This is a genomic window from Nonomuraea sp. NPDC001684, assembly GCF_053596515.1.
This window is the reverse complement of sequence record NZ_JBSFGJ010000094.1, coordinates 1-26336: the sequence shown is the minus strand read 5'-3', so window position 1 is coordinate 26336 and position 26336 is coordinate 1. Positions and strand designations below refer to the sequence as shown.

General features: G+C 73.3%; 23 protein-coding genes. 14 read left to right on the top strand and 9 right to left on the bottom strand.

Features of this window, described 5'->3' with window-relative positions; all coding sequences use genetic code 11:
- The first annotated feature begins 84 nt into the window (after positions 1–84).
- Positions 85–792: a class A beta-lactamase gene (gene bla, locus ACWCSD_RS19300; protein ID WP_449916536.1), complete on the top strand. Its 708-nt coding sequence runs from the start codon at positions 85–87 to the stop codon at positions 790–792.
- Here the strand turns inward: bla and ACWCSD_RS19295 are convergent.
- Positions 785–1372 carry a TetR/AcrR family transcriptional regulator gene (locus ACWCSD_RS19295; protein ID WP_449916534.1) on the bottom strand — a complete coding sequence of 196 codons (588 nt, stop codon included), beginning with the start codon at positions 1370–1372 and terminating at the stop codon, positions 785–787. The two genes, bla and ACWCSD_RS19295, sit on opposite strands and share 8 nt — an antisense overlap.
- A gap of 98 nt (positions 1373–1470) precedes the next feature.
- Here ACWCSD_RS19295 and ACWCSD_RS19290 point away from each other — a divergent pair, with 98 nt between their 5' ends.
- The gene (locus ACWCSD_RS19290) at positions 1471–2574 is read left to right on the top strand and encodes an FAD-dependent monooxygenase (protein WP_449916531.1); all 1104 of its coding nucleotides are present in this window, start codon (positions 1471–1473) and stop codon (positions 2572–2574) included.
- 25 nt (positions 2575–2599) lie between these two features.
- Here ACWCSD_RS19290 and ACWCSD_RS19285 read toward each other — a convergent pair whose 3' ends face one another.
- The 5 genes from ACWCSD_RS19285 to ACWCSD_RS19265 all read right to left on the bottom strand — a co-directional run bounded on the left by ACWCSD_RS19285 (position 2600) and on the right by ACWCSD_RS19265 (position 8588).
- Positions 2600–3205, bottom strand: coding sequence for a response regulator transcription factor (locus tag ACWCSD_RS19285; RefSeq protein WP_358286887.1), 606 nt, complete (start codon positions 3203–3205; stop codon positions 2600–2602).
- Positions 3202–4338, bottom strand: a complete 1137-nt coding sequence (locus ACWCSD_RS19280) for a sensor histidine kinase (RefSeq protein WP_397156913.1) — start codon at positions 4336–4338, stop codon at positions 3202–3204. Before ACWCSD_RS19280 ends, ACWCSD_RS19285 begins: the two co-directional genes overlap by 4 nt.
- Positions 4335–5468: a hypothetical protein gene (locus ACWCSD_RS19275; protein ID WP_449916527.1), complete on the bottom strand. Its 1134-nt coding sequence runs from the start codon at positions 5466–5468 to the stop codon at positions 4335–4337. Before ACWCSD_RS19275 ends, ACWCSD_RS19280 begins: the two co-directional genes overlap by 4 nt.
- Before the next feature lie 135 nt (positions 5469–5603).
- Positions 5604–6806 (bottom strand): RCC1 domain-containing protein, encoded by a 1203-nt coding sequence (locus tag ACWCSD_RS19270; RefSeq protein WP_449916524.1) that lies wholly within the window; start codon positions 6804–6806, stop codon positions 5604–5606.
- Positions 6807–6947: 141 nt separating this feature from the next.
- Positions 6948–8588, bottom strand: coding sequence for a bifunctional metallophosphatase/5'-nucleotidase (locus ACWCSD_RS19265; protein WP_449916522.1), 1641 nt, complete (start codon positions 8586–8588; stop codon positions 6948–6950).
- Between the two features lie 112 nt (positions 8589–8700).
- On the opposite strand from ACWCSD_RS19265, the gene ACWCSD_RS19260 reads away from it, so the two are divergent.
- From ACWCSD_RS19260 to vph, 8 genes are read left to right on the top strand one after another with little or no spacing between them, the layout of a single operon-like run.
- Positions 8701–9564 (top strand): MurR/RpiR family transcriptional regulator, encoded by an 864-nt coding sequence (locus tag ACWCSD_RS19260; protein ID WP_449916520.1) that lies wholly within the window; start codon positions 8701–8703, stop codon positions 9562–9564.
- Positions 9565–9572: 8 nt separating this feature from the next.
- The gene (locus tag ACWCSD_RS19255; protein ID WP_449916518.1) at positions 9573–10808 is read left to right on the top strand and encodes an extracellular solute-binding protein; all 1236 of its coding nucleotides are present in this window, start codon (positions 9573–9575) and stop codon (positions 10806–10808) included.
- Complete coding sequence (locus ACWCSD_RS19250) at positions 10799–11683, top strand: carbohydrate ABC transporter permease (protein ID WP_449916515.1); 885 nt, start codon at positions 10799–10801, stop codon at positions 11681–11683. The genes ACWCSD_RS19255 and ACWCSD_RS19250 overlap by 10 nt, the downstream gene beginning before the upstream one ends.
- Positions 11680–12483 (top strand): carbohydrate ABC transporter permease, encoded by an 804-nt coding sequence (locus ACWCSD_RS19245; protein ID WP_358286873.1) that lies wholly within the window; start codon positions 11680–11682, stop codon positions 12481–12483. The genes ACWCSD_RS19250 and ACWCSD_RS19245 overlap by 4 nt, the downstream gene beginning before the upstream one ends.
- 10 nt (positions 12484–12493) lie before the next feature.
- Positions 12494–13240, top strand: a complete 747-nt coding sequence (locus ACWCSD_RS19240) for a sugar isomerase domain-containing protein (RefSeq protein WP_387674965.1) — start codon at positions 12494–12496, stop codon at positions 13238–13240.
- Positions 13237–14259: a hypothetical protein gene (locus ACWCSD_RS19235; RefSeq protein WP_449916510.1), complete on the top strand. Its 1023-nt coding sequence runs from the start codon at positions 13237–13239 to the stop codon at positions 14257–14259. The genes ACWCSD_RS19240 and ACWCSD_RS19235 overlap by 4 nt, the downstream gene beginning before the upstream one ends.
- Positions 14256–15236, top strand: coding sequence for an N-acetylglucosamine kinase (locus ACWCSD_RS19230; protein WP_449916507.1), 981 nt, complete (start codon positions 14256–14258; stop codon positions 15234–15236). The genes ACWCSD_RS19235 and ACWCSD_RS19230 overlap by 4 nt, the downstream gene beginning before the upstream one ends.
- Before the next feature lie 59 nt (positions 15237–15295).
- Positions 15296–16156: a viomycin phosphotransferase gene (vph, locus tag ACWCSD_RS19225; protein ID WP_449916504.1), complete on the top strand. Its 861-nt coding sequence runs from the start codon at positions 15296–15298 to the stop codon at positions 16154–16156.
- 21 nt (positions 16157–16177) lie between these two features.
- Here vph and ACWCSD_RS19220 read toward each other — a convergent pair whose 3' ends face one another.
- On the bottom strand, positions 16178–16714 hold the full coding sequence (locus ACWCSD_RS19220) for a helix-turn-helix domain-containing protein (RefSeq protein WP_449916502.1): 537 nt from the start codon (positions 16712–16714) through the stop codon (positions 16178–16180).
- Positions 16715–16767: 53 nt separating this feature from the next.
- On the opposite strand from ACWCSD_RS19220, the gene ACWCSD_RS19215 reads away from it, so the two are divergent.
- Entirely contained in the window at positions 16768–17661 is an 894-nt protein-coding gene (locus tag ACWCSD_RS19215) for an alpha/beta fold hydrolase (RefSeq protein ID WP_449916500.1), read from the top strand.
- A 21-nt stretch (positions 17662–17682) separates the two neighbouring features.
- Here ACWCSD_RS19215 and ACWCSD_RS19210 read toward each other — a convergent pair whose 3' ends face one another.
- Complete coding sequence (locus ACWCSD_RS19210; protein WP_397157570.1) at positions 17683–18285, bottom strand: TetR/AcrR family transcriptional regulator; 603 nt, start codon at positions 18283–18285, stop codon at positions 17683–17685.
- A 121-nt stretch (positions 18286–18406) separates the two neighbouring features.
- Here ACWCSD_RS19210 and ACWCSD_RS19205 point away from each other — a divergent pair, with 121 nt between their 5' ends.
- The 3 genes from ACWCSD_RS19205 (at position 18407) to ligA (ending at position 24591) form a co-directional block, all read left to right on the top strand.
- The gene (locus tag ACWCSD_RS19205) at positions 18407–19219 is read left to right on the top strand and encodes an SDR family NAD(P)-dependent oxidoreductase (protein WP_449916497.1); all 813 of its coding nucleotides are present in this window, start codon (positions 18407–18409) and stop codon (positions 19217–19219) included.
- Positions 19220–19295: 76 nt separating this feature from the next.
- Entirely contained in the window at positions 19296–22439 is a 3144-nt protein-coding gene (locus ACWCSD_RS19200) for a BTAD domain-containing putative transcriptional regulator (RefSeq protein WP_449916495.1), read from the top strand.
- Between the two features lie 76 nt (positions 22440–22515).
- On the top strand, positions 22516–24591 hold the full coding sequence (gene ligA / locus ACWCSD_RS19195; RefSeq protein WP_449916493.1) for an NAD-dependent DNA ligase LigA: 2076 nt from the start codon (positions 22516–22518) through the stop codon (positions 24589–24591).
- Positions 24592–24608: 17 nt separating this feature from the next.
- Here the strand turns inward: ligA and ACWCSD_RS19190 are convergent, their stop codons facing one another.
- The gene (locus tag ACWCSD_RS19190) at positions 24609–26222 is read right to left on the bottom strand and encodes a thiamine pyrophosphate-dependent enzyme (protein WP_449916490.1); all 1614 of its coding nucleotides are present in this window, start codon (positions 26220–26222) and stop codon (positions 24609–24611) included.
- Positions 26223–26336: the final 114 nt, after the last annotated feature.

Sequence of the window (26336 nt, the reverse complement as noted above, 5' to 3'; positions counted from 1 at the left end):
TCGCCGCCGACGATGGCCTCCTTGAGCGCCGAGCTGCCCGACATGCGGCCGAGGTCTAGGAGGTTGGCCCAGACGTCCTCGGCGGTGATCGGGCCCACGCCGGCCCACCGCGCCGACGAGCCCTTCGCGTTCTGCTCCACCTTCAAGGCCCTGGCCGCGGCGGCGGTCCTGCACCGCAACCCGCTCGGCCACCTGGACGACCGCGTCACCTACACCTGGGCCGACATCGACTCCATCTCACCGATCACCCGGCGGCACGTCGCCACCGGCATGACCGTCCGGCAGCTCTGCGACGCCGCCATCCGGTACAGCGACGGCACCGCGGGCAACCTGCTGATGCGTGACGCCGGCGGCCCGGCCCGGCTCACCGCCTTCCTGCGCGGGCTGGGCGACCGGGTCAGCCGCATCGACCACTACGAGCCGGAGCTCAACAGGATGGGCCCGAAGAACCCGCGCGACACCACCACCCCGCGCGCGATCTCCGCCGACTACCGGGAGATCCTGCTCGGCGACGTGCTGCCCCCGGCCAAGCGCGCGCTGCTCGAAGGCTGGCTGCTGCGCACGACCACCGGCGCGGCGCGCGTCAGGGCCGGTCTGCCCAAGGGGTGGAAGCTGGCGCACAAGACCGGGACCGGCAACTACGGCAGGGCCAACGACATCGCCGTGGTGTGGCCGCCGGGCGGGGCGCCGCTGGTGGTGGCCGTCATGACCGACCGCCCCGGTTACGGCACGCCGCCCAGGGAGGCGCTGATCGCCGAGGCCACCCGGGTGATCGTCGCCTCGCTCACCTGACCAGCCCGAACCGGGCGGTAACGGCCCGCAGCCCCTCGATCACGTCGGTGGCCGAGGGCGCGGCCTGCGGGTCGTTGAGCCACTGGGCCATCACCCCGAGCAGCAGCGCGAGCTGCACCGAGCCGACGGCGCGCACCTCGCCGTCGCCGATCGCCTCCTCCGGCACCCCGGTGAGCTGCGCGGCCATGCCCCGCCGCCCCTCGCGCTGACCGGCCACGAGCTGCTCGCGCAGCTCCGGCGAGTGCTCCGCCTGGACCAGCGCCTCCAGGTTGGCCAGCCACAACGTGCGGTGCTCGTTGATCGAGCCGATCAGCTGCTCCCACAGCGCCTCGAAGCTCTCGGCGGGTGACCTGCCGGGGTCGTCGAGGGCGGCCAGGGCCGCGCCGACCTTCTCTCCCCATTCGCCCATGGCCTCGACCAGGGCCGCGTTGAGCAGCGCCTCCCGCGAGCCGAAGTGGTAGCCGATGGCGGCCATGCTCACGCCCGAGGCCGTGGCGATGTCGCGGACGGTGGTGCGCCCCCAGCCCTTCTCCTCCAGGCAGCGCCGCGCCCCGGCCAGCAGGTCTTCGCGATTTCCCATGGCCGGAAGCCTAGCACGCACGCCTCAGACGGACGTCTTGCGCATTTGCCCAAATCTGCGTACGGTGTGGAGCGTTCACCGACGAAAGAGGACATGCAATGCGCATCCTGATCTCCGGCGGCAGCGTCGCCGGCCCCGCCCTCGCCTACTGGCTGTACCGTCACGGCCACCAGGTCACCGTCGTCGAGCGCGCCCCGGCCCCGCGCGGCGGCGGCGCGGCCATCGACTTCCGCGGCTCGGCCCTGGACGTGCTGGACCGCATGGGCCTGCTGGCCGAGATGCGCCGGCACGCGACCACGATGACCTCCATGACGCTGGTCGACGAGGCCGGCGACGCGCTGGCGGTGCTGCCCGCCGAGGCGATCTCCGGCGAGCTGGAGGTGCTCAAGTCCGACGTCACGAAGGTCCTGTACGAGGCCACCCGCGACACCGTCGAGTACCTGTTCGACGACACCGTCACCGCGCTCGACCAGGACGCGGCGGAGGTGCGGGTGCGGTTCGAAAAGTCCGCGCCGCGCACGTTCGACCTGGTGGTCGGCGCCGACGGGATGCACTCCAAGGTGCGCGCGCTCGCCTTCGGCCCCGAGTCGCGCTACGTGCGCGACCTCGGCATCTACGGCGCGCTGTTCACCACCGGCAACATCCTGGACCTGCGGGACGCGGGCCTGATGCACAACACCCCCGGCCGCAGCGCCCTGGCCTTCACCGCCCACGGCAACACCGAGCTGCGGGTCGGCCTGTCGTTCGCCGCCGACGACCTGGTCTACGACCGGCGCGACCGCGCCCAGCAGGAACGCCTGGTGGCCGAGCACTACGCGGGGGCGGGCTGGCAGGTGCCCAGGCTGCTGGCGGCCATGCGGGAGGCCGAGGAGTTCTTCTTCGACTCCTCCGGCCAGGTCGTGATGGACACCTGGACGAACGGCCGGGTCACGCTGCTGGGCGACGCGGCCTACTGCGCGGCGCCGACCTCCGGCCGCGGCACCTCACAGGCCCTGATCGGCGCGTACGTGCTGGCCGGGGAGCTGGCCGAGGCGCCCGACCACGCCGCGGGCCTGGCCGCCTACGAGCACCGGATGCGCGACTACGTCGAGCGCAACCAGCGGCACGGCCGGGCCGCGGCCCGCTGGTTCTTCGGCGCGCCGGACGAGCCCATGCCGGACGACGTCGACGACACGGTCCCGCTCAAGGAGTACGCGCTCTGAGGCCGTGGCCGAAGACCCCGGCGGCTCAGAGCCAGCCCGCGTCGCGGGAGATGCGGATGGCGTCGATGCGGTTGCGCCCGCCGACCTTGCTGATCGCGTTCGACAGGTAGTTGCGCACGGTGGCCTGCGACAACGAGAGCTGGGTGGCGATCTGCGCGGTGCGGATGCCGGACGCGGCGGCGCGCAGCACCTCGGTCTCCCGGGCGGTGAGCGGGCTGCTGCCGGTCTCCAGGGCGGCGGCGACCAGCTCGGGGTCGATCACCCGTTCGCCGCGGGCGATGCGCCGGATGCCGTCGGTCAGGGTCTGGGCGGGGGCGTCCTTGACGATGAACCCCCGCGCGTGCACCTTCAGCGCGCGCAGCAGGTTCCCCGGCTGGCTGAGCCCGGTGAGCACGAGCGTGCGGCAGTCCGGCAGCCGCTGCGACAGCTGCTCGGCGGCCGACAGACCGTCCAGGCCGGGCATGTCGATGTCGAGCACCGCGACGTCCGGGCGCACCCGGAGGGCGGCGGCCAGCACCTCGTCGCCACGCTCGATCTCGGCCACGACCTCCATGTCGTCCTCCAGCGAGAGCAGGGCGACCAGGGCCGAGCGGATCATGTGCATGTCCTCGGCGATCAGTACGCGGATCACGGGCCTTCCTCGGGAACCTCGACCGACAACCGGAAACGGCCGTCGTGGACGGCGGTGGACGACGAGCCGGACGCCGCGCGGGCGCGTTCGGTCACCCCGGCGAGCCCCGATCCCGGCCGCCCGACGCCGCGCACGCCGTCGTTGACGATCTCCAACCGTACCCTGCCGCCGCCGCGGGCCACGGTGATCGCGCAGGTCGTGGCCTCGCTGTGCCGCAGCAGGTTGGTGGTGCCCTCGCGGATGGCCCACGCCAGCGCGTCGTGGGCCGGGCCGGACAGCGGCGGCAGCGCGGCCACGTCGAGCCGGGTGCCGACCCCGGCCGCGCCGAGCAGGGCAGCCGCGCCGTCGATCTCGGTGCGCAGCGACACGGCCAGCTCGTCGCGGGTGATCGCGCGTACGTCCCTGAGGGCGTCGCGGGCGACTCCCGTCAGGCTCTCGATCTCGGCACGGGCCGCGCCGGCGTCCTTGACGAGCAGCCGCAGGGCCAGGTCGCCCTTGAGGGAGATGGCCGACAGGCTCTGGCCGAGCAGGTCGTGCAGGTCGCGCGAGACCCGGACGCGTTCCTCGCCGACCGCGGCCGCGGCCAGCTCGGCCCGGGTGGCCTCCAGCTCCTCCAGCAGCAGCACCAGGCGGGCCCCGGCGACCAGCGCCCCGCCGAACACGATCAGGCCGAGCAGGGGGTAGACGGCCAGCAGGAGGGCGTGCGGGACCGTGTCGCCGTCGTGCAACATCTGCGCCACCTCCAGCGCGGCGGGGTGCAGCACCTGCGCGACGGCGGCCACCGCCCGCGCCGGGCCGCGCAGCAGCATGACGATCGAGGCCAGGGCGAAGATGGTCATGCCCTCCCACTGCGTGGCGAGCCACCACAGGGGCAGGTTCGCCAGCAGCAGGAGCGCCGCCAGGGTCCAGGGCCAGCCCGCCGGACGCGCGCCGCGGGAGGCGGCCAGGCTGTGGCGGAGCTGGAGCGCGAGGGCCGCCAGGACGCCCAGTCCCGCCAGGACGGGGTCCCCGGGCGGCCCTTCCATGCCCATGCCGATGTAGACCGGCACCTGCGCGGCCAGCGGGACGTGCAGCGCGACGAACGGCCGGCGCGGATGCCGCAGCACCCAGGCCGGCGGGATCTGCGCGGTCATGCCGCCACCTCGATCGTCTCGGTCACGTCGTCGGCGCGGACCTCCAGCAGCACCCGGCCGCCCGCGAGGGTGGCGGCGATCGTGCAGGCGCGCACGCCGTCGGCGCGCAGCAGGCGGGTGACGGTGGCGCGCAGGGCCGCCCGCGGGCCGGGCGGGATCGTCTCGGGGACGCCCTGCCTGGGCAGTTCCAGGCGGGTCGGCACGCCCGCCGCCGACAGCAGCGTGGCGGCCGTCTCCAGCTCGGCCCGCAGCGACGGCTGCCGGTAGCCGCGCACCCGCCGTCTGGCCTCGGCCAGCGTGCGGCGCGAGTCGTCGGCGAGCTGGGCGAGCTCCGCCGCCAGCCCGGGGGCGGAGCCAGGGGTGTTTCCAGTGGTCAGGGCCGCCGCCGCGCGTTCGCCGCGGGCGGCGATCGACTCCAGCGCGCCGCCGAGCGTGCGGCGCAGGTCGTCGTCGATGCGCCGCCGCTCCTGCGCGACCGCCTGCTGCGCCAGCGCCTCCCTGGCCGCCTGCAGCCGGGTCAGCGCCGCGGCGAGCCAGACGAGCAGCAGCAACGCCCCGCCGCCGCACAACACCGAGAACGCCGGCCACGACGCCACCTGCCACGGCAGGCCCAGCAGCAGCGCCACCGGCGCGGCCGCCGCCACCAGAACGACGCAGGCCAGGTACGACCACGGCGCCGGCAGCACCAGCACGGCCGACACCACGAGCCCCGCGTACGCCCGCGGCCACATGTTCCCGGCCAGGGGCGTCACGCCGAGCACGACGACGGCCATGACCGCGAACGTCCAGCGACCGGCCGGCGGACGGCGGGCGTGGGCGGCGTACCAGACGTGGCGCAGATGCAGGGGGAGGTAGGCCGCGGTCGCGGCCAGGCTCCACAGCCCGGTGCGGCTGTCGTTGCCCTCGTAGCCGAACGACAGCGTCACCTGCAGCAGCGGCAGCAGGGCGCTGCACACGACGGCGACGACCGGTGCCAGCCGGACGACGCGGCCGGACCGCCAGAACTCCGCCCTGTCCGCCACCCTGCCCACCACCCGTCGACGTTCCCCGGCTGACCAGGGTAGGCCGCCCGGCCGGACGGCGGCGCGGCCCGGCCGCCGGGGCCGGACCAGGGTGAGCGGCAGGGTCATGAGGGGTTCGTCGCCGCCTTCCTCGGGGGATGTCGAGGGACTCAGCCTGCCCCCGGAGGACGGCGGCGAACAGATGCAGATGTCATCGGTCGGCCCGTGAGATTCGCGGCGGGTTCGTCCGGGTTGCGGATGGGTTCAGCCGGTCTTGCGGATGGCCAGGCCGTGGTCGCCGCCGGCGGCGATGAACGTGAGCCCCGGCCCCCACGCGTTCGGCCTGGGCGGCATCGGCACCGGGACGCCGGTGCCCGTCTGGCCCGAGTTGTACTGCCCCCAGCCGTACGCCTCGCCGCCGCCGGTCAGGGCCAGGCCGAACGCGCAGCCGGCGGCGACGTCCTTGACGTCCGACAGGCCCGGGACGAGCTGCGGCTGCTTGACGAGCGCGCCGGTGAAGGCCACCTGGGCCTCGGTGTTGTCGCCCCAGCCCCACACGTTGCCCGAGCCGTCCACCAGGTAGCTGTGCCGGCAGCCGGCGGCCACCGCGCGCACCTGGCCGTACCTGCCGACGACGTGCACCGGGCTGTAGGACGCGGTGACCGAGGTGGTGCCGTTGCCGAGCTGGCCGGAGTTGTTGGCGCCCCAGGCCAGCAGCGTGCCGTCGGAGCGGACGGCCAGCGAGTGGGAGAACCCGGCGGCGATGTCGTAGACCGGCCCGCTCTCGCCGCCCAGGCCGGGCAGCACGGTGGGGCTCGCCTTCGCCGCGTTCGTGCCGTCGCCGAGCTGGCCGCGCGAGTTGTCCCCCCAGACCAGCACGTTGAAGTCGTTCCGCAGCGCCATGCTGTGGAACCAGCCGGCCTCGATGTGGGTGATGCCGCGCAGCTCGCCGAGCGGCTGCGGGGTGGCGTACGAGCCGCCGAACGAGCCCAGGCCGAGCTGCCCGGAGTTGTTGACGCCCCACGCCCAGACGTGGCCGTCGCCGGTGCGCGCCAGGCTGAACCCCCAGCCCGCCGCGACCTCCGCGACCCCGGTCAGGCCCTGGACCTTGACCGGGACGTTGCTGTCTGTGTGACCGCCGTCACCGAGCTGGCCGTTGTTGTTCTGCCCCCAGGCCCAGACCGAGCCGTCGGCCGCGATGGCCAGGGAGTGGGTGAGGCTGCCGGCGACCTCGGTGAAGCCCTGCTCCTCGGCGCGTACCTTGACGGGGAGCTGCTGGTCGGCGTAGCCGCCGTCGCCGAGCTGCCCGAAACCGCCCTTGCCCCAGGCGATGGCGTGCGTGGCGGGCGGCGCCGCCTGCGCCGTCGCCTGGGCCGGGACGGCGGTCGCGAGCGCGGCGGCCGCCACGGCCGCCATCAGGACGGCCCGCGATCGTCTGCCGAGCCTCCTCGGGATGGAGAGCTGCATCTGACCTCCTCATGGTCCGGGCGCCGTCGGACGACGGCGCCTCAGACCATGGGCGTTCCGCGGCGTTCCATCCCGTTCCACTTGACCGAGGTCGTGCTGCTGTTCGCCGAGATCGGCAGCGAGCCGGCGGGACGGAGGCGGCTAGTTCACCCGGGTGACCCGGTTCAGGGCCGGGGCGGGCAGCGGGCTCCTGGCCCGGATGTAGGACTCGAACGCCTCGATGTCGCGGACCTTCTCCACCCGCTCGGTGCCCTCGGTCAGCACCGAGAAGCCGTCGCCGCCGGTCGCGACGAAGGAGTTGGCGGTCAGGCGGTACTTCGCGGCGGGGTCGACGACGGCGCCGTTGAGCTTGATGCTCGCCGGGTCGACGCGGTCGCAGGCGGGCTTGGCGTTGTCGTAGGTGTAGGTGAGTCCCTGCGAGACGCCGAGCACGCGCGCGGTGCTCTGGCCGCACCACTGCTGCTCCAGCAGCCGTTCGAGCTGGGCGCCGGTGAGCGTCATGGTGACGAGCATGTTGCCGAACGGCTGCACGCGCAGCGCCTTGCCGTGCGTCACCAGGTTCGACATCTCGTTGCCGGTGGGGTTGACGATCAGGTCGCCGCCGATGCCGCCGCCGTAGGGCGGCTGGACGGCGATCTGGGCGCCGCCGTTCTCGGCGGCGGAGGTGGCGAACAGGCGCGCGTCGGCCAGGGCGTGGCCGACGGTGGACTCGCCGGCGGCGTTGCGCTGGGCGGTCAGGTCGCGGGCGAGCAGGCCGACCGGCCGGTCGAGCAGCTTCTGCGCCTGCTCGTCGGTGCGGCGGCGCAGAGCGGCGATCCGGGCGTCGGGCTTGATGTCGTGGGTGACGGTGATGTTCTCTGCCTTGGCGGAGGTCGGGTTGCCGGTCGCCCGGTCGACGGTCAGGACGACCTTGGTGAGCTCGCGCGTGTGGGCGGAGGTCTGCGTGACGGGGATGCCGTTGACCACGCAGTTGTACGGGTTGTGCGTGTGCCCGGAGATCACGGCGTCGACCTCGGGGTCGAACCGCTGCACGATGTCCTTGATCGGCCCGGCCAGGTTGTTGCACTCGTTGGGCAGGCCGCCGCCGGTCTGCCCGCCGCCCTGGTGGATCAGGACGACGATCGTGCGCACGCCCTTGGCCTTGAGCTCGGCCGTGTAGGCGTTGACCGCCTCGGCCTCGTCGCGGCCCTCCAGCGGCTTGGTGGGGCCGGGGGCCTCGTTGAGCGCGTTCTTGTAGTCGACGCCGATGATGCCGACCTTGACGCCCTTGACCTCCTTGACGATGTAGGGCGTCAGCGCGGGCTTGCCGGTGGTGGTGTCGACGATGTTGGCGCCCAGGTAGGGGAACGCGGCGCCCTTGAAGCCGGGCAGCGCGCAGCCGTCGATCGGGTGGCAGCCGCCGTTCTCCATCCGGCGGAACTCGGCGATGCCCTCGTCGAACTCGTGGTTGCCGACGCTGGAGGCGTCCAGGCGCATCAGGTTGAGCGCCTGGATGCCCGGCTCGTCGTGCAGGGCGGTGGCGTTCATGGTGCTGGAGGAGTAGTTGTCGCCGGCCGAGAGCCGCAGCGTGCCGTCGGGGTTGTCGCGCTGGAGCCGGTCCATGTGGGCGGCCAGGTACTCGGCCCCGCCCGCCTCGACCGGCCCGGACGGCGTCATGGCGAAACTGGTCGGGAAGCCGGAGTGGAAGTCGTTGAAGGCCAGTAACTGGATGTCCACGGCGTCGGCGCGGGCGGGCAGCAGGCTGGTGCTGCCGAGCACCAGCGCCATGAGGAGGTTGCGCATGGCCACGAAAGTGACATAGTCCCATCGAGTCACACAAGAGGGAAATTTTCTAACATTGAACGTCGAATGTGAACTATTGACATACCTTGCGGGAAGCGGGAGGGTTCCTCCCATGTCACCGATCCTGGCCAGAATCCGAGGGATCGAGCCCACCCTCACGGCCACCCACCGGCGCATCGCCGAGACGATCCTCGCCGAGCCCGCCACCGTGGCCGCCTCGACCATCGGCGAGCTGGCGGAGCGGTGCGGCACCTCGCTCACCACCGTCACCCGCTTCTGCCGGCAGCTCGGCCTGGCCGGCTACCCCGAGCTCAGGCTGGCGCTCGCCGCCGAACTGGGCCGCAACGACGTCGCCCCGCGCGAGCAGGGCCTGATCGCCTTCTCCCCGGACGACCCCGCGAGCCTGGTGCTGCGCAGCCTGCTGGCCAGCGACATGCGCGCCATGGAGGAGACGGCGGCCCAGCTCGACCTTCAGGCCGTGGACCGGGCGGTCGAGGCCCTCGTGCGGGCCCGATTCATCGACTTCTTCGCGGTCGCCGGCAGCGCGGGCGTGGCCATGGACCTGCACCTGCGCCTGCACGCCATCGGCCGCCCCGGAGCGTTGTGGACCGACGTGCACAGTGCCGTCTGCAGCGCCAACGCCCGCGACCGCGACGACGTGGCGCTCGGGATCTCCCACTCGGGCACCACGGCCGAAGTGGTCGAGCCGCTGGCCATCGCCAAGCGACGCGGCGCCACCACCGTCGCGGTCACCAACTTCCCGCGCAGCCCGCTGGCCGAGGTGGCCGACATCGTGCTGACCACCGCCGCGCAGGACACCCCCTTCCGCGCCGGCGGCGTGGCCGCCCGCCACACCCAGATGCTCGTCCTGGACTGCCTCTACATCGGCGTCGTCCAGCGCACCCACGAGACCAGCAACCAGTTGCTCACCGCGGCCACCGACGCGGTCAGCAAGCACCGCCTGCCCCCACGCTAGGAGTCCCCATGCGTCTCGCCGCCGCCGCTGTCGCCTTGGCGATGGCGGTCACCGCCTGTGCCCCTTCCGCCACGACGAGTGCCGATTCCGGCAAGATCACCCTCTCGGTCTGGGGCTGGGGCCCCGAGGCGAACTACGACAAGATGTTCGCCGAGTACGAGAAGCTCCACCCCGGCATCGACGTCGACGCCCGCTCGTTCACCACGGCCACCGAGTACGACACCATCCTGTCCACCGGCCTGGCCGGCGACAGCGGACCCGACCTGGCCTGGCTGCGCGCCGGCGCCAACCTCCAGCCGCTGGTCGAGGCCGGACGGCTGCTCCCGCTCGACACCAAGGACGTGCCCGGCCTGGCCGCCTACGACGAGAAGGTGCTGCGCTACGCCAAGGGCGACAGGGACGGCAAGGTCTACGGCGTGCCGTTCGCCGTCCAGACCCTCCAGGTGATCTACAACAAGAAGATCTTCGCCGACAACGGCCTCACCCCGCCGAAGACGTACGCCGACATGATCTCCGCGGCCGACAAGCTCAAGGCCAAGGGCATCGTGCCGTTCGCCTTCGGCGGCAAGGACGACTGGATGTTGCCGATCGTGGCCGGCATCTTCGGCACCGCCCACTGGGGCGGCGACGCGTTCATCGCCGACGTCAAGGCCAAGCGCAAGAAGTTCGCCGACCCGCGCTTCGTCGAGGGCATCGACCAGCTCAACAAGCTCAAGCCGTACTTCCCCGACGACGTGGCCGGTGTCTCCTACACCGATGCGCAGATCCTGTTCTCCTCCGGCAAGGCGGCCATGTTCCCCGGCGGCCTGTGGGAGCTGAACTTCTTCGGCGAGCACGCCAAGGGCGTCGACCTGGGCGTCTTCACCCCGCCCACGCCCGAGGGGGAGGGCGTCATGCCCGGCTTCACCGACGGCTCGTACGGCGTCAACGTCAAGACCAGGCACAAGGCCGAGGCGCTGAAGTTCGCCGCGTGGCTGGCCTCCAAGGACTACGGCCAGCTCTACACCGACACCTTGCGCATCTTCTCCGCCGTGCCCGGCGTCACCCCCAAGGATCCGCTGCTCAACGAGGTCTCCGCCACCTTCGCCCGGCGCGGCGGCACCTACTTCATGAACGAGTTCGCCTACGGCAACCCGACCTCGGCCACCGTGTTCTCCAAGGCGTTGCAGGAGATGCTGCTGGGCCGCATCAGCGCCGAGGAGGCCGCCGAGCAGCTCGACAAGAGCGTGGCCACATGGCTCTAGCCGCACGGCGGGGATCGTCGTACCTGTTCCTGATCCCCGCCTTCCTCCTGTACTCGGCGTTCGTGGTCTATCCGCTGTTCACCGGGCTGACCTACAGCTTCTTCTCCTGGAAGGGCACCCTGCGCGACCAGCCGGCCGGGCTGGACAACTACGCGAACCTGCTGTCGGGCGCCTTCCTGGACCAGCTGCTGCCGGCGCTCGGGCACAACTTCCTGCTCTTCGCCGGCACCATGCTGGTGCAGAACACGCTGGGCCTGGCCTTCGCGCTGGCGCTGTTCCGCGTACGGCGCGGCAAGCGGGCCCTGCAGACCATGTTCGCGCTGCCGTACCTGGTCAACCCGCTGGTCATCGGCTACCTGTGGACCCTGCTGCTCAGCCCGGCCTTCGGCCCGGTCAACGCGCTGCTCAAGCCGATGGGCCTGGCGATGCCGTGGCTGGGCGACCCGGCCACCGCGCTGCCGACCGTCATCCTGATCACCAGCTGGCAGTGGGTGGGCTTCCCGATGCTGCTGTTCAGCGCCGCGCTCGGCGGCATCCCGCAGGAGTACGCCGAGGCCGCCAGGACCGACGGCGCCGGCTCCTGGCAGGTGTTCTGGCACGTCACGCTGCCGCTGCTCAAGCCGGCCATGGCCACCGTCACCATCCTCAGCTTCATCGGCAGCATGGGCACCTTCGCCCTGGTCTACGCCCTGGGCGGCTCCAACGGCGCCCCCGCGGGCGCGACGGACGTGCTCGGCCTGCTGTTCTACCGGACCGCCTTCGCCTCGGGCGACGTCAACGCGCTGGGCACGTCCTCGGCGCTGGCGGTCTTCATGTTCACCTTCATCTTCGGCTCGACGCTGCTGCTGGAACGGGTCCTGAGGAGGAAGTCGTGAAGGCCGTGGCGATCCGGGTCCTGCTGTGGGGCTACGCCGTCCTGTCCATGTCGCCGCTGCTGGTCATGCTGCTCAGCTCGCTCCGGCCGACCAGCGAGATCTTCGACCAGCCGCTCGGCTGGCCCAGCGGGCTCGGCAACTACGCCAAAGCCTGGACCGACGCCTCCTTCTCCACGTACGTGGTGAACTCGGCGATCGTCGTGGTCTGCTCGGTGCTGCTGGGCGCGGTGGTGTCGTTGCTGGCGGCGTACCCGCTGGGGCGCCGGGAGTTCCGGGGGCGCGGGCTGTTCGCCGCCTACTTCGTCTCCGGCATGACGCTGCCCGCCCACCTCGGCGTGCTGCCGCTGTTCTACCTGCTGGAGAGCATGGGCCTGGTGGACTCGCTGGCCGGGCTGGTGCTGGTCTACGCGGCCGGGTCGGTGCCGTTCAACGTGTTCGTGCTGACCGCGTTCTTCCGCCAGCTCCCGCACGAGCTCGACGAGGCCGCCGCCCTCGACGGCGCGGGCCCGTTCGCCACCTTCTGGCACGTGATGCTGCCGCTGGTACGGCCCGCGCTGGCGACCGTGGTGGTCTTCCAGTTCGTGCCGATCTGGAATGACTTCTTCTACCCCCTGGTCCTGATGCGGGACGAGAGCAAGCTGACCCTGCCGGTCGGTCTCACCCACTTCTTCGGCCAGTTCCAGAACGACTGGGGCACGCTCTTCGCCGGCCTGGTGATGACGACGATCCCCCTGGTCGTGCTCTTCATCCTGGCCACCCGCCAGATCGTCGCCGGGCTCACCGCCGGCATGAACCGTTGAGGACAGTTTGATGGATCTTGTGATGGCCTTCGCCGACGAGACGCGCTCGCGGCTGGACCGGCTGATGGCCGAGCAGCTGCCCGCCATCAGGCGCGCGGGCGCGCTGGTCGCGGCGACCGTGCGCGCCGGAGGCGTCCTGCACGCCTACGGCACGGGACACTCGGAGGCGGTGGCGCTGGAGGTCGCGGGGCGCGCGGGCGGGCTCATCCCGACCAACCGGCTCACCCTGCGCGACCCGGTGGTGCTGGGCTCGGCCGATCCCGGCGCGTTCGACCCGCTGGCCGAGCGCGACCCGCGCACCGCCCACCAGGTGCTGGCCCTGCACACGGTGGAGGACTCCGACGCGTTCGTGATCGCCTCCAACTCCGGCGGCAACGGCTCGACCGTGGAGATGGCCCGGCTGGTCAAGGAGCGCGGCCTGCCGCTCGTCGCGATCACCTCGCTGGCCCACTCGACCGCCATCACCTCGCGGCATCCGTCGGGGGAGCGGCTGTTCGAGCTGGCCGACATCGTGATCGACAACCTGGCCCCGTACGGCGACGCCGTCCTGCCGACCGAGCACGGCCCGGTCTGCGGCATCTCCTCGATCACCTCGGCGCTGATCGTGCAGCTCATGGTGGCCGAGGCGATCGGCGAGCTCCAGGCGGACGGCACGGTCCCGCCGGTCTACCTGTCGGCCAACATCCCCGGCTCCGACGCGCACAACGACGCCTTGGTGGCCCGCTACGCCGGCCGCATCAGGACGGGCGCGCTGTGACCCTGACGATCGCCGCCTTCTGGCCGCCCCCGCCCCACGAGACGACGGCCGCCCGCTACCGCGAGATCGCCGAGGCCGGGATCGACCTGGTCATCACCGGCAACTACCTGAACGACCGGGTCATCCTGCGGCACGCCCTGGCCCGCGCCGAGGAGGCCGGGCTCGGCATGCTGGTCGCCTCCGACCCGCGGGTGGACGTGCTCATGCGCGACCTGGACGTGGACCCGGCGTCGCTGATCGCCCAGGTCGTCGAGGACTACCGCCCGTTCCGCTCCTTCCGCGGCCTCAGCCTCATGGACGAGCCGGTGGCCGGGCAGTTCCCGCGGCTGGCGGCCGGGGTCGCCGCCGCGCGGGCGGCCGGCGCGTTCGCCTACGCCAACCTGCTGCCGAGCCACGCCACCGGCCCCTACGACGCGTACGTGGGGGAGTTCGCCCGGGTCGTCCGGCCGGACGTGCTGTCGTTCGACCGGTACCCGTTCCTGACCGGCGGGTTCGACGAGGGCTACCTCGCCGACCTGGCCACCGTGCGCGAGCACGCCCGCAGGGCCGGGCTGCCGGCCTGGATGTACGTCCAGACGCTGGCCTACGACGGCCACCGCGAGCCGTCGGCCGCCGAGCTGGCCTGGCAGGTCAACACCGCCCTGGCCTACGGGTACACCGGCATCCAGTACTTCACCTACTGGACGCCCGACCCGGCGCGCGGCGAGGGCTTCCAGCCGGCGCTCATCGGCGGTGACGGCGTGCCGACCGAGCGCTACGGCGTCGTGCGGGACCTCAACACCCGCTGGCTGCGCCCGGTGGCGGCCGAGCTGACCGGGTGGACGTCGGCCGAGCACGCCGGCGACGTCCTGGTCGGCCACTACGGCGAGCGGCGGCTGGTCTGCAACGCCCGCTTCGACCGGCCGGCGGAGGTCACGCTCGACGGGATCACCCAGGCGTTCGACCCGGCGACCGGCTCCTACCAGGAGTGCGGCGCCACCCTCACGCTGGCGCCCGGCGCGGCGCGGCTGGTCCGGTGACGCTCTTCGCCGGGGTGGACGCCGGCGGCACCACCACCCGCGCCGCCGTGCACGCGGCGGACGGCACCAGGCTCGGGCACGGCACCGCCGGTCCCGGCAACCCGGCCGCGCACGGGCCGGCGGCGGCCCGCCTGGCGATCGGGCAGGCCCTGCGCCGCGCGCTCGACGGCCTGGACCCCTCGCTGGTGGCCGCCTCGGTGGCCGGCGTCGCGGGCGGCGACGACGCCTTCGCCGCGACGCTGGCCCGGACCTGGGCCGAGTGCGGCATCGCCGCGCCGCCGCGCATGGTCGGCGACGTGGAGATCGCCTACGCGGCCGGGACCGCCGCGCCGTCCGGCACGCTGCTGCTGGCCGGGACGGGCGCCGCGGCGGCTCGCTTCTCCGGCCGGACGGTGACCGCGGTGGCCGACGGGCTCGGCTGGCTGCTGGGCGACGAGGGCGGCGGGTTCTGGATCGGCCGGGCGGGGGTGCGCGCGACCGTCCGCGCCCTGGACCGCCCCGGCGATTCCTTGGATCACGGGGGCCGCCACCAGGGCCGCATGGGCCCTGGGCTGCCGTACGGGCCGCTGGTGGATCTGGTGGGCGCGCACTTCGGGGCGACGGGCGAGCCGCGGCGGCGGGCGGACCGGATCGTCCGGCTGGCCCAGGCCGACCGGATGCTCGTGGCCGCCGCCGCGCCGCTGGTGTCGCGGGCGGCCGCCGAGGGGGACGAGTGCGCGGCCGGCATCGTCGCCGAGGCCGCCCGGCGGCTGACCGCGACGGCGGACCGGCTGTCCGGCGACGGACCGCTGGTGCTGGCGGGCGGGGTGCTGACCGCGGACGGCCCGGTGCGCGCCGCCGTCCTGGCCCGGCTGGCCGGGCGGCGGGTGACGACCGCCCGCGACGCCACGGCCGGGGCGTGCTGGCTGGCCGCCCTCGACCGGCTGGGCGACCAGGCCGCCCACGAACGCTTCACGGCCCTTCCGCCGCCCCGCTAGTACTGTGACCGGGTCGGCGGGTATCGCGCCCGTGCCGCGGAAAGGACGGTTCGCACCACATGCAGGTCCCGCAGATGAATCGTGCCCTGCTGAGCCGGCTGCTGCCGGGCGTCGAACCGGAGCGGCTCACCGTTCGCCAAGGGCAGTTCCACCAGGTGGTGATCGGCGCGGATCGGGTCGTGTGCCTGCCGCGCACCGGGGCCGCGGCCGCCCGGCTGCCGCAGCGGGCCGCCGTCCTGCGCCTGCTCGCCGGGTTCGATCTCGGCTTCCGCACGCCCCGGCCGTTGCCGGAGGCCGGCGCTCCCGGCCCGGACGAGCCGCCGTTCCTGGTCCTCAGCCGCGTTCCCGGAGCCCCGCTGGAGGCCGGAGAACTCGAAGATCCCCGGGTGGCCGAGGCCGCGGCGGCGCAGTACGTCACGCTGCTGCGCGAACTGGCCAGGATCGGCGCGGAGGACGACGTGCGGGCGGCGCTGCCAGCGCCGCGGGATCGATGGCGGGAGTTCACGGCGGGCGTCCGCGCCGAGCTGTTCGGGCTCATGTCCGGGCGCGGGCGTCAGCGGGCCGAGCGGGAGCTCGCGGCGCTCGACGGCCTTCCCGACCTCACCGAGGCCGTGGTGCACGGTGACCTCGGCGCGGAGAACGTCCTGTGGGAGCACGACGACGGGCTGCCGGTGCTCAGCGGGGTGATCGACTGGGACGAGGTGACGATCGGCGATCCCGCCGAGGACCTGGCGGCCGTCGGGGCCGGTTACGGCACGCCTTTCCTGGATCGGGTGCTGAGGCTGGGAGGCTGGTCGGACGGCGCGACGGCCGCCCGCATCGCCGTCATCCGCGCGTCCTTCGCCCTGCAGCAGGCCCTGTCCGCGCACAGAGACGGTGACGAGGAAGAACTGGCGGACGGCCTGACCGGCTACCGCTGAACTCGTCCGGGAGAGCGGGGCTCAGGCGGACGGCTCCTCGGCCGGGAACAGGATCGGGCTGATCAGGTGGCGGGTGCGCTCGGGCGTGGGCGGGTTGGCGATCCTGGGCAGCAGCGCGGCGCGCAGGTCGGCGATCAGCGCGGCGCGTTCGTCCGGGGTGAGCCAGATGGCGTGCTGCCGGTAGCCGACCAGGTCGGCGGCCGGATCGGCCTGGTCGCGGTCGAGGTAGGCGCCGAACTCGGCCAGCAGGGCCGCCATGGCCACGGCGAACGCGCGGCGGTGGTCGTCCCGCGAGGCCGCGGCGGCGGTGTCGGCGTCGATGGCCGCCCGCGCCGGGCGTAGCCGGTAGCGGCGCTCGACGGCCCCGCGCACGCGCTGCTCGCCCTCCACGTCGAGCAGGCCGCCCTCGGCCAGCAGGCCGACGTGCCGGTAGACGGTGGCCTTGGAGACGTCGGGCAGCAGGTCGCACAGGTCGGAGGTGGTGAGCGTGCGGCCGCCCGCCATGGCGTGCACGATGCGCAGCCGTACGGGGTGCAGAAGCAGGTCCACCGTGTCCATGGACGTACGATCTCACACCTGCTACCTTTCTCAAATCTGAGAAAGGACGGATCATGACCCACCACGCCCTGGACGCCCCTCCGCTGGGCCGCCTGCACGACGTCGGCGGCCGCCGGATCATGCTGCACCGCTCGGGCGCCGGCGGCCCGCCCGTGGTGTTCCTGCCCGGCGCCGGAGCCGTCGGCCTGGACTACCTCAACGTGCACGACCGCGCCGCCGAGGTGACGACCAGCGTGCTCTACGACCGTGCGGGCACCGGCTGGAGCGAGCCGGTCGAGCTGCCCCGCACCGCGGCCGAGGTGACCGACGAGCTGCGCGCGGCGCTGGCGGCGGCGGGGGTGCGCGGCCCGTACGTGCTGGCCGGTCACTCCCTGGGCGGCGCGTACGCGCGCCACTACGCCCGCCGCTTCCCCGGCGACGTCGCGGCGCTGCTGCTGCTCGACCCCTTCCACGAGGACATGGCCGCCCGCGCGCCCCGGCAGGCGCGCGAGATGCTCGACCAGATGCGCGAGCAGGCGCTCCCGGAGCCGACGCCGGAGCAGCTCGACGCCGCCCGCCCGGCCGTCGAGCGGCTGCTGGCCGCCTGGCCGGACGGCGTGCGCGAGGCCCTGGTCGACCACCACCTGACCGCCTGGCGCACCGGCTGGCTGGAGGGCCGCAACCTCTACGACGAGGTCTCGGCGGAGTTCAGGGCCGCGCCGCCGGCGCCCGACGTGCCGGTGATCGTGCTGTCGGCCATGGGGGCGGACGCCACCCAGTCCCAGCTCTGGCCGGAGGACGTGCTGCGGGAGATCAACGCCGGCAAGCTCGCCCTGCACGCCGAGCTGGCCGCCTCCTTCCCGCGCGGCGAGCACCGGGTGCTGGACGACGCCGGGCACGGCTGGCTGCACGAGGAACGGCCCGACGCCGTGCTCCAGGCGCTGGCCGACCTGCTGCGGGTCCTGTGAGACTCGGGAATCGGCCGCGGCTCAGGGGCGCAGGGCCTTGAGCGCCAGGTCGACCAGCGCGTCGGCGTACTGCGGGGTGAGCGGGCCGGAGCGCAGGAGCCAGCGCTGGTAGAGGGGGGCGTAGAGCAGTTCGAGCGCGAGGTCGAGGTCGGCGTCGGGGGCGAGCTGGCCGGCCTGCTGGGCGCTGCGCAGGCGGGCCTTCTTGGCCTCGTCGACCGGGCCGGCCAGCTTCTCGCGGTACTGGGCGGCCAGTTCGGGGTCGGCGACGATCTCCAGGTTGAGCGCCCGGATCGGCGCCTCGAAGCCGGGGTCGGCGAACTCCGCCACGGTCGCCCGCATGACGGTCTTCAGGTCGGCCTCGATGTCGCCCGTGTCGGGCAGCGTCACGGCCTGGTCGCCGGGGCCGCCCTCGCTCAGCGCGAGGAAGGAGTCGAAGACCACGGCGCCCTTGGACCGCCACCACCGGTAGATCGTCTGCTTGCCGACGCCGGCCCGCGCGGCGATCGCTTCGACGGAGACCTTGGCGTAACCCACCTCGGACACCAGTTCCCTGGCGGCCTGGAGGATCGCCTGCCGGGAGCGCTCGCTGCGGCGCGCGGGATCGGGCTGCTTCACGCCGCCCATCATAGCCCATCAACGAGACGAGACGGTCCGTCTTGACAAGTCACCGGTCCTTGCTGGCACACTGATGGACATGCGGCGAGACGGACCGTCTCGTCTTGAACGGAGAAGGAGGCGAGAGCGCATGCGCGTATGGTTCGTCACGGGTGCGTCCCGAGGGCTGGGCCGGGCGTTCACCGAAGCGGCCCTGGACCGGGGCGACCGCGTCGTGGCCGCCGCCCGCGACGTCGGCCCGCTGGCCGAGCTGGAGGCCCGGCATCCGGGCGCGCTCGTCCGGCTGCCGCTCGACGTCTCCGACCGCGCCGCGGTGCGGGAGGGCGTGGACCGGGCTGCGGCCGCGTTCGGCAGGCTCGACGTCGTGGTCAACAACGCCGGCGGCATGCTCTTCGGCATGCTGGAGGAGGCCACGGAGGAGCAGATCAGGGCGCACTTCGACGTGAACCTGTTCGGCGCGATCTGGGTCACCCAGGCGGTGACGCCGTACCTGCGGGCCCAGGGATCGGGGCACATCCTCCAGGTCACCTCGATGGGCGCGGGCGGCGGCATGGCCTCGGTCGGCCTGTACGCGGCGGGCAAGTCGGCCCTCGACTCGGTCACACAGGCGCTGGCCATGGAGCTCGCGCCGTTCGGCGTCAAGGTCACCAACCTGCAGATGGGCGGCTACGACACCGGCCTGTTCACGCTGGGCACCACGGCCACCGAGCCCGACCCGGTCTACGACGGGCTGCGGGCCGAGCTGGCCGCCATGTGGGGCGAGGACGCCGGCCCGCCGCCGAGCAACGCCGCGCCCGTCGTCATGGAGCTCGTGGACCTGCCCGAGCCGCCGCGCCGGCTGATCGTCGGCAGCCGCTCGTACGACCTCGTCCAGCAGATGGACGAGGCCCGCACCGCGGAGTACCGCGCCTGGGAACACCTCAGCCGCAAGGCCGACGGCTGACCCCGGGGGACCGGTTCCAGGGGGCGGACGGGCGGGGATGGGCCGGGCGTTGTCCGGGTTCCGGCACAATTGCGGTGTGCGAGTCGGATTGCTGGGGCCCTTCGAGGTCCGGAACGCCCAAGGGGCCGTGGTCGAGGTCCCTGGTGTCCGGCTGCGCGCGCTGCTCGCCGCCCTCGCCCTGGAGCCCGGCCGGATCGTCACGCGCGCGCGGCTGATCGACTGGATCTGGGGGGAGCGACCGCCCGCCGACGAGGTCAACGCCCTGCAGGCGCTGGTGTCCAGGCTGCGCAGGGTGCTGCCCGACGGCGTGATCGAGGCCGATTCCGGCGGCTACCGGCTGGCCGTGCCGCGCGAGGCGGTGGACGTGTGCCGCTTCGAGCAGCTGATCGTCCAGGCTCGCGCCGCCGCGCCCGCCGCCCGCGCCGACCTGCTGCGCAGTGCCCTGGAGCTGTGGCGCGGCGCCCCCATGGCCGACATCGCGATGCAGGACAGCGACGCCTTCGACGCCGTGGTCACCCGGCTCGACGACCTCCACGTCGCCGCGCTCGGCGACCGCATCGACGCCGACCTGCGGCTCGGCCGGGGCGCGGAGCTGGTCACCGAGCTGACCGGGCTGGTGGCCGCGTACCCGCTGCGCGAGGGGTTCGTGGCGGCGCTGATGCGGGCGCTGGCCGAGGCGGGCCGCGGGAACGAGGCGCTGACCCTCTACCAGCGCACCCGCGAGCGGCTGGCCGACGAGCTGGGCGCCGACCCGTCGGCCGAGCTGTCGGAGCTGCACACCGCGCTGCTGCGCGGCGAGGTGGGGGAGCGGACGGACAACCGCAGGACGAACCTGCGCGCCGAGCTGACGAGCTTCGTCGGCCGGCACGACGACGTCTCCGCGGTCGCCGACCTGGCCACCAGGTACCGCCTGGTCACCCTGACGGGGGCGGGCGGCTCCGGCAAGACGCGGCTGGCCACCGAGACCGCCCGTACGATGCTCCCCGAGCTGCCCGACGGCGCCTGGCTCGTCGAGCTGGCCCCGGTCCGGGCCGGCGGCGAGCTCGCGCAGGCCGCCCTGACCACGATCGGCCTGCGCGACCAGGGCATGCTCGGCGGCGGGCGCGGCGGCGACCCGATGGACCGGCTCATCACCGCCATCCGCGACCGCTCGATCCTGCTCATCCTGGACAACTGCGAGCACGTCATCGAGGCCGCCGCGTCGTTCGCGGACCGGCTGCTGGGCGAGTGCCGCGGCCTGCGCGTCCTGGCGACGAGCCGCGAGCCGCTCGGCATCACCGGCGAGGTGTTGTGGCAGGTCGAGCCGCTCACGCTGCCCGCCGAGGGCGCCTCGCCGGCCGAGAGCGGCTCCTCGCCCGCGGTGCGGCTGCTGCGCGACCGCGCGGACCTGGTGCGCAAGGACATCGGCTCCGACGCCCCCACCCTCGCGGCCATGGCGCGGATCTGCCGGGCGCTCGACGGCAACCCGCTGGCGATCGAGCTGGCCGCGGCTCGGCTGCGCACGATGTCGGTCGACCAGCTCGCCCGCCGTCTCGACGACCGGTTCCGCCTGCTGACCAGCGGCAGCCGTACGGCGCTCGCCCGGCACCGGACGCTGCGCGCGGTCGTCGACTGGAGCTGGGACCTGCTGAGCGAGGCCGAGCGCGGCGTGCTGCGCCGGTTGTCGGTGTTCTCCGGCGGGGCGAGCCTGGAGGCGGCCGAACGCGTGTGCGGCGACGAGACGTCCGCCGGTGAGCTGGTCTTCGACGTGCTGACCGCGCTGACCGAGAAGTCGCTGCTGCTGGCCGACGACGACGGCGCCCCCCGCTACCGGATGCTCAACACCATCAGGGAGTACGCGGCCCAGCGGCTGGCCGAGGCCGGGGAGTCCGAGGCGGCGCGGCGGGCGCACCTGGCCCACTTCACCGAGCTGGCCGAGACCGCCGACCCGCACCTGCGCCGGGCCGAGCAGCTGGAGTGGCTGGCCGTGCTCGACGCCGAGCACGACAACATCATCACGGCCCTGCGCGGGGCGATCGCCGAGGGGTGGGCGTACGAGGCGATGCGGCTGGTCGGGGCGGCCGGCTACTACTGGTTCCTCAGCGGCCACCGGGCCGAGGGCGCCGAGCTGAGCATCGCCGCGTCCGGGCTGGAGGGCGAGGTGCCCGACGAGGTGCGGGCGATGGCCTACCTCATGGTGACCATGTTCGTGACGTCCGGCGTGGGCGGCGACCAGTTCCAGGCGCGGGAGTGGATCCAGGAGGCCCACCGGCTGGCCGTGCGCAGCGGGTCCCGCAAGCCGCTGCTCGGGTTCGCCGCGCTGCTGGAGCGCACGCTGCAGGGCCCGGCGGCGTTCCTGCCCGCGTTCGAGCCGCTGATCGCCGACGCCGACCCCTGGGTGCGGGCGCAGGGCAGGCTGGCCGGCGGCCGGTTCCGGCTCACGCTCGGCGGCGACGAGACCGACGTCGATCTCGACGCCGAGACCGCGCTCGCCGAGTTCCGCGCGCTGGGCGACCGCATGGGCACCTCCCTGGCGCTGACCTTCCTGGCCGATCGGCTCGCCATGCGCGGCGAGTTCGCCCGTGCCTGCGAGTACTACGAAGAGGGCGCCGTGGCGCAGACCGAGGTGGGCGCGACCGAGGACGTCGTGGGCGTGTGGGCCCGGCTGGCCCAGCTGCACTGGCTGCTCGGCGACGAGCGGGCCAGCGCCGCCGCCATGGCCGAGGCCCAGCGGCACGCCGACGGGATCGTCTGGCCGGACTCCCTCGCCGAACTGGCGCTCGGTCAGGCGAAGCTGGCGCGCTGGCGCGGCGAGGCGGACCGGGTGCGCGAGCACCTGGCCACCGTCCAGGCGGTGCTGTCCACCGATGAGATGGTCGGCTCGGTCCGTTCCACGATCATGGACCTGTACGGCTACCTCGCCGACGACGTCGAGCAGGCGCGCGCCTACCGGCGCAGGGCGTTCGACGCGGCCGTGGAGAACATGTTCCCGCCGACCATCGCCGAGGCGCTGGTCGGGATCGCCGACGTCGCGCTGCGCGAGGGCCAGGACGAGCAGGCCGTCCGGCTGATCGCGGCCAGCGAGGCGGTGCGCGGCACGCCGGACCGCTCGCTGCCGGACGCCGCCCGCATCGCCGGACAGGCGCGCGAGCGCCTCGGCGAGACCGCGTTCGCCGCGGCGGACCTCGACGGCCGCCGCCGCGACTTCCGCGAACTGGCCGAGATCACCCTCGCCCGCTGAACACCGGGCGCGGTCACCCGGTCCCGGCCGGGGCCCTTGGTTCGGAATTGTCGGTTGCGGACGGCATTGTTATGGCATGACCGAGACGCCCCCTTTCACCGTCCTCGCTGATGACACGGCCTACGCCGAGGCCGTGCAGCTCGCCGTGGACTCCGCCGCCGCCTACTACGCCGACGGCACCTCCACCCTCGACGACGACGCCTACGACCGGCTGGTGCGCGGCATCCAGGCGTACGAGGAGGCCCATCCCGAGCAGGTGCTGCCGACCTCGCCGACGGGCAAGGTCGCGGGCGGCGCGGTCGTGGGGGACGTGCCGCACACCGTGCCGATGCTCAGCCTGGACAACGTGTTCGGCGCCGAGCAGCTCGCCGACTGGGCCGCCTCGGTCGAGCGCAGGCTCGGCCGTCCGGTCACCGCGTGGAGCGTCGAGCCCAAGCTCGACGGCCTGGCCATCTCGGCCCGCTACCGCGGCGGCCGGCTGGCCCAGCTCGTCACCCGGGGCGACGGCACCGCGGGCGAGGACGTCTCGCACGCCATCGGCACCATCGTCGGCCTGCCCGAGCGGCTGGCCGAGCCGGTCACGGTGGAGCTGCGCGGCGAGGTCATGATGACGACGTCGCAGTTCGAGGAGGCGTGCGCCAAGCGCTCGGCGCACGACGGCACCACGTTCGCCAACCCGCGCAGCGCCGCCGCCGGCACACTGCGCGCCCAGGACCGGCCGTACGTGTGCGAGCTGACGTTCTTCGGCTACGGCGCGCTGCCCGCGCCCGGCGACGACTCCGAGCTGGCGACGCGCCTGCGCGAGCTGCCGCACAGCCAGGTCATGGAGTGGGTGGCCGGTCAGGGCGTGCAGACCACGGCCGCCACCGCGGTCGCCGGGATCGTCACCGACACGCTGGAGCGGGTGCAGGAGCGCGTCGGCGAGATCGCCGCGGCCCGCGCCGGGCTGCCGTTCGGCATCGACGGCATCGTGATCAAGTGTGACCTGGCCTCCGACCAGGCCGAGGCCGGGTTCAGCTCGCGCGCGCCGCGCTGGGCGACCGCCTACAAGCTGCCCGCCACCGAGAAGATCACCAAGCTGGTCGGGGTGGAGTGGAACACCGGCCGCACCGGGATCATCGCCCCGCGCGCCGTGCTGGAGCCGGTCGAGCTCGACGGCAGCGTCGTCACCTACGCCACCCTGCACAACGTCGCCGACATCACCCGGCGCGGCCTGATGCTGGGCGACAGCGTGGTGGTCTACAAGGCGGGCGACGTGATCCCGCGCGTGGAGTCGCCGGTGGTGCACCTGCGCACCGGCGAGGAGCGGCCGATCCCGATCCCGCAGGTCTGCCCGTCCTGCGGCGACGCCATCGACAGCTCGCAGGAACGGTGGCGGTGCGTACGCGGGCGGGCCTGCCGGGCGATCGCCTCCATCGTCTACGCTGCCGGACGCGACCAGCTCGACATCGAGGGCCTGGCCGAGAACCGCATCAAGCAGCTGCTTGACGCCGGTCTGATCGCCGACTTCGCCGACCTGTTCTTCCTGAGCCGCGAGCAGCTGCTCAGTCTGGAGCGCATGGGCGAGACCAGCACCGACAACCTGCTGGCCGCCTTCGAGCAGGCCAAGGGCCGGCCGCTGAGCCGGGTGTTCGCGGCGCTCGGCGTCCGCGGCACCGGCCGGTCGATGAGCCGCCGGATCGCCCGCCACTTCGGTTCGATGGAGGCCATCCGGGCCGCCGACGCCGAGGCGATCCAGGCGGTCGAGGGCATCGGCCCGGAGAAGGCGCCGGTCGTGGTGGCCGAGCTGATCGAGGTCGGGCCGCTGATCGACAAGCTGGTCCAGGCGGGCGTGAACATGGCCGAGCCGGGCTGGACGCCCCCCGCCGAGCCCGGCGCACCGGAGACCGGCGGCGGGGCCGGGCTGCCGCTGGCCGGGATGTCGGTCGTGGTGACCGGCGCCATGAGCGGCACGCTGGAGGCGTTGAGCCGCAACCAGATGAACGAGCTGATCGAGCGGGCCGGCGGCAAGGCGTCCTCCAGCGTCTCGGCCAAGACGTCGCTGCTGGTGGCCGGGGAGAAGGCCGGTTCCAAGCGGGCCAAGGCCGAGAGCCTGGGCGTGCGGATGGTGACGCCGGAGGAGTTCGCCGAACTTGTCAGCACCTTTCTGTAGCTTCATGAGCCAGAGGTTCAGGGCAGCACTGCGGGCAGGCCGCGCGAGTCGACCTTCGCGACGATCAGCACCGGGGCGCCGGCCGACGCCTTCACGGTGGCGAGCGCCTGGTCGAGCTCTGCCGCGGTGTCCACGGAGTACGTGGACCGCACGCCCAGAGCGTTGGCGAACTTGACGAAGTCCCATTGGTTGAGCAGGACGTAGGGCTTCGGCGTCACGCCGGGGTTGGTGAAGTAGTCCGAGTCGATGAGGTACTGCTCCAGGCCGTAGATGCCGTTGTCGATGACCACGACGACGGGGTCGCGGTCATAACGTACGAACGTGGACAGTGCCTGGGCGGTCATGTGGAAGCCGCCGTCGCCGCAGATGACCAGAGGACGCCTGCCCGACCCGAAGGACGCACCGACGGCAGCGGCCACGGAATGGCCGATGGAGGCCCAAACGGCGCTGCTCAGGAACCCGTCGCGGCCTTTGACCGGCAGGCTCGCCGCCGAGGCGCCGCCGAGGAAGGTGTCAGGCATCGCCAGCCATGAGGCGTCCAGGGCGGCACCGACGCGGTCGAACACCTGGGCGTAGGTCAGCGGGCCGGTGGCGACGGGCGGGGCCGGGTCGACGGCCGCGGAGATGGGAACCGGCGCCTCCTTCGCCGCCTCGGCCACGAGTGCGGTCACCAGGGCGGTGATGTCCGCGTTCTGCTTGCTCCCGTTCTTGATCTTCACCTTGCCGTCGTAGGCGGTGACGAGGTGGTCGGTGTTGTCCCGGATGAACGCGGCGTAGCTGCCGGGGAAGACGCAGCCGAGCATCACGATCAGGTCCGCGTCCCGGACCTCGGGGGGCTGGCAGCTCGGCGGGGCGAAGACCCCGACCCAGCCGTCGTCCTGTTCGGACAGCACCGATTTGGCCAGCACTTGGGTCGACCAGCGGACACCGAGCTTGGCGATCAGGGCGGCGACCTCGTCGGCCAGTCCGTAACGCTGGACCTCGACGCCCAGCAGGAGCACGGGCTTCGTGGCGGCGCGCACGAGCCCCACGATCGTGGTGGCGAGCTGCTGCTCCGTGCCCGCCGCCGGATTGGTGACGGGCAGCGCCCCGGCCGGGGGCGTACAGGCCGCCGTCCAGATGGTCCGATCGATCTCGATGTAGACCGGCCGTTTCTTCCTGATCGCCGTCGAGATCGCGCTGTCGACCAGGGCGGGCACGTCGGCGGCCTGCCCGGCGCGGGCTGCGCTCACGGTGACCAGCCGGTAGGCGTTGAGGTCTCCGTCGGGCTGGCCGGTCGAGTGCGAGAACAGGACGTCCAGGTTCTTCAGGTTGGCCAGGTTCGCGGCGCTCGGGCCGCCGTTCACGACGACGACCGGGCTGCGCTCGACGAACGCGCCGGCGATGGCGTTGATCATGCTGAGCATGCCGACGCCGTTGGCCACCGCGGCGGCGCCCAGGCCCTTAGTTCGCGCGTAACCGTCGGCCGCGTATCCCGCTTCGAGGTCGGTGGCGGTCACCACCGGCGTGATGTGGTGCGCGCCCACCGCGTCGAACAGCGGGGCACCATAGGCGGCGGGCACACCGAACAGGGTGTCGACCTGTTGCTGGCTCAGCCGCTTGAGGATGTAGTCGGCAACGGTGAAGGGCACGATGACACTCCTGGGCATGCCCGCCGTACGGCAGATCAGTCGAAAGGATGGGCGCGGATCGTCCGGCCGTTTGGGACGCCTACCCGCGCAGCCGGCCGGGCGAACGCGCGGGAG

Bases quoted from the DNA above. Each gene is read 5' to 3' on its own strand.
- ACWCSD_RS19295 (WP_449916534.1), bottom strand. From the start codon at position 1,372: ATGGGAAATCGCGAAGACCTGCTGGCCGGGGCGCGGCGCTGCCTGGAG.
- ACWCSD_RS19290 (WP_449916531.1), top strand. From the start codon at position 1,471: ATGCGCATCCTGATCTCCGGCGGCAGCGTCGCCGGCCCCGCCCTCGCC.
- ACWCSD_RS19280 (WP_397156913.1), bottom strand. From the start codon at position 4,338: ATGACCGCGCAGATCCCGCCGGCCTGGGTGCTGCGGCATCCGCGCCGG.
- ACWCSD_RS19275 (WP_449916527.1), bottom strand. From the start codon at position 5,468: ATGACCCTGCCGCTCACCCTGGTCCGGCCCCGGCGGCCGGGCCGCGCC.
- ACWCSD_RS19270 (WP_449916524.1), bottom strand. From the start codon at position 6,806: ATGCAGCTCTCCATCCCGAGGAGGCTCGGCAGACGATCGCGGGCCGTC.
- ACWCSD_RS19265 (WP_449916522.1), bottom strand. From the start codon at position 8,588: ATGCGCAACCTCCTCATGGCGCTGGTGCTCGGCAGCACCAGCCTGCTG.
- ACWCSD_RS19260 (WP_449916520.1), top strand. From the start codon at position 8,701: ATGTCACCGATCCTGGCCAGAATCCGAGGGATCGAGCCCACCCTCACG.
- ACWCSD_RS19255 (WP_449916518.1), top strand. From the start codon at position 9,573: ATGCGTCTCGCCGCCGCCGCTGTCGCCTTGGCGATGGCGGTCACCGCC.
- ACWCSD_RS19250 (WP_449916515.1), top strand. From the start codon at position 10,799: ATGGCTCTAGCCGCACGGCGGGGATCGTCGTACCTGTTCCTGATCCCC.
- ACWCSD_RS19240 (WP_387674965.1), top strand. From the start codon at position 12,494: ATGGATCTTGTGATGGCCTTCGCCGACGAGACGCGCTCGCGGCTGGAC.
- vph (WP_449916504.1), top strand. From the start codon at position 15,296: ATGCAGGTCCCGCAGATGAATCGTGCCCTGCTGAGCCGGCTGCTGCCG.
- ACWCSD_RS19220 (WP_449916502.1), bottom strand. From the start codon at position 16,714: ATGGACACGGTGGACCTGCTTCTGCACCCCGTACGGCTGCGCATCGTG.
- ACWCSD_RS19215 (WP_449916500.1), top strand. From the start codon at position 16,768: ATGACCCACCACGCCCTGGACGCCCCTCCGCTGGGCCGCCTGCACGAC.
- ACWCSD_RS19210 (WP_397157570.1), bottom strand. From the start codon at position 18,285: ATGGGCGGCGTGAAGCAGCCCGATCCCGCGCGCCGCAGCGAGCGCTCC.
- ACWCSD_RS19205 (WP_449916497.1), top strand. From the start codon at position 18,407: ATGCGCGTATGGTTCGTCACGGGTGCGTCCCGAGGGCTGGGCCGGGCG.
- ligA (WP_449916493.1), top strand. From the start codon at position 22,516: ATGACCGAGACGCCCCCTTTCACCGTCCTCGCTGATGACACGGCCTAC.